The following is a 1903-nucleotide window of genomic DNA, read 5'->3' as shown; positions in this document are numbered from 1 at the left end:
ATTCAGAGTTCCCCATTTTTCGTTTTTATCGAGAATATCACTAATAGCTTTTTCGCTCAAAGTAAAAGTGATGCTTTCTATCTTTTGCTCTTCATTAAAAATAAATGAAAGTTTTTCAATGAACTGACGATCGTTTTCAGGAAAAGAAAACAGCATCGGAATCGGTCTGACGATCACATTTTCATTTACTTTTGTTGTATAAAGAGAGAAATTTTCGTCAGTCAAAGTTGCATTTCCGTATTTGATGATCTTTTGGAAAGTTTCATATCCTTTTAGCGTGAACAAATGTTTTATCTTTTCATCTTCTTTTTTATCGATCGCTACTAAAATTTCTTTAATGATTCCTTCATAAATTTCTTTATCTATATTCTCATTAGCGGGAGCAATCTCGACCTGTAAATTTGCAGAGATTTTTTTTTCAGGGAATTGCTTTTCTGAATATACTTTCATTCTGGAAGAAGAAAATTCCGGATGATTTGTATCTTCCTTTACATCTCTGATCTCATTATCGAAAATTCTGTTGAAATATTTATATTCGATCTTCAAATAGATATCCTTTATCGATTTAGCTTTTTCATCATAAAATTCAACCATTCCGATGCCTTCTTTGACCGTCACATTTCTTGACCAATTATCTCCAGTATAATAGGAAAAATCAAGATTTTGAACATTCTGATCATTACATTTAACATCCAGTTTTACTGTTCTTTTCTCATCGGTTGGATCATAATAATTTCCGGAAATATCAAAAGAGAGGAAAGAGAATATCTTCTCGATCCTATCCGGTAAAGCTGTGATCAAAGTAAAATCTCGCTCATCCTCGAAACTGCACTCAATATTGTTATTATCAGGATGACTTCTTAATAAAAGTAAAGCCCAATAATAATTCTTCAAAGCATCACCGATCCTTAATTCTTGTTCCGCCTTTATCGCAGTTTTTGTATAATCGATGATTTTCCTTTTCCGAGCTGCGAATAAGTCAGTCAGATTATCTTTTTCTATGTATCGTAAAACTATCACTTTTCCGGGTTTCGATCTTTCATCAACCTTACTTTGCACATTTTTCAAAGTTGTATTGGAATATGTATGCACGATAGATTGAGTGAATTCCGTTAAAGTTCCGTTTTTTTCTTCATACATATCCGTAAAGTTTGCTTCCACCTGCACCGATATTTGAGAAATCAGATCTTGCAGAGCTTTTTTATTTGCCTGTTCGTAAGATTCAGCTTCACCATATCCGGAAAGATAATTATTATCATTTCGAAGTTCATTTATGGTCGAAGAAAACAAACTTGATGAGATAAATAATACCATTAATAAATATCTGAATTTCATCATAATTTCCACCTCAAATTAATAATTCTTTATAAAAAAGAATTTTTATTAATCATTATTTCTGTCAAACAATATCTGCCTGATCCCTTCATACAAAACGATCGCTACACTATTTGCCAGGTTTATGGATCTGATCTTATCAGACATCGGGATTGTTATCGTTTTATTCCAATTTTTTTTAAGAATGGATTCCGGAATACCGCGTGTTTCGGGTCCGAACATAAAAATATCTCCTGCTTTGAATTTTCTCTCATAAAGGTTATTCTCACTTTTTGTAGTGCAGTAATAAATATCGTTATCGGGATAAGCTTTTTTTAAATCTTCTAAAGAATCATGAAAATGAAGTGATAAGTCTTTCCAGTAATCCAGTCCAGCTCTTTTCAGATATTTATCTGATAATAAAAATCTCATTGGTTTGATTATATGCAGTTCAGCATTTGCTCCCACGCAAAGGCGACCTATATTTCCAGTATTTGCCGGAATTTCCGGTTGAAAGAGAGCGATCCGGAAAGAAATATTCTGCCGCTGATCTTCGCTGATTTTGAAGGACTTTTTGATTTTTATCATT

The 1903-nt window shown here is 32.6% G+C and carries 2 protein-coding genes; both read right to left on the bottom strand.

Annotation, left to right across the window (positions count from 1 at the left end; translation table 11 throughout):
• The coding region (locus ENL20_08555; protein HHE38607.1) for a hypothetical protein at positions 1–1338 on the bottom strand (1338 nt) is incomplete at its 3' end.
• A gap of 45 nt (positions 1339–1383) precedes the next feature.
• Positions 1384–1902, bottom strand: coding sequence for a tRNA (cytidine(34)-2'-O)-methyltransferase (locus tag ENL20_08550; GenBank protein HHE38606.1), 519 nt, complete (start codon positions 1900–1902; stop codon positions 1384–1386).
• Between the last annotated feature and the right edge of the window lies 1 nt (position 1903).

The sequence above is a fragment of the Candidatus Cloacimonadota bacterium genome, from assembly GCA_011372345.1.
GTDB lineage: Bacteria > Cloacimonadota > Cloacimonadia > Cloacimonadales > TCS61 > DRTC01.
The sequence above is the reverse complement of the archived record's forward strand: the minus strand, read 5'-3'. Positions and strand labels throughout refer to the sequence as shown.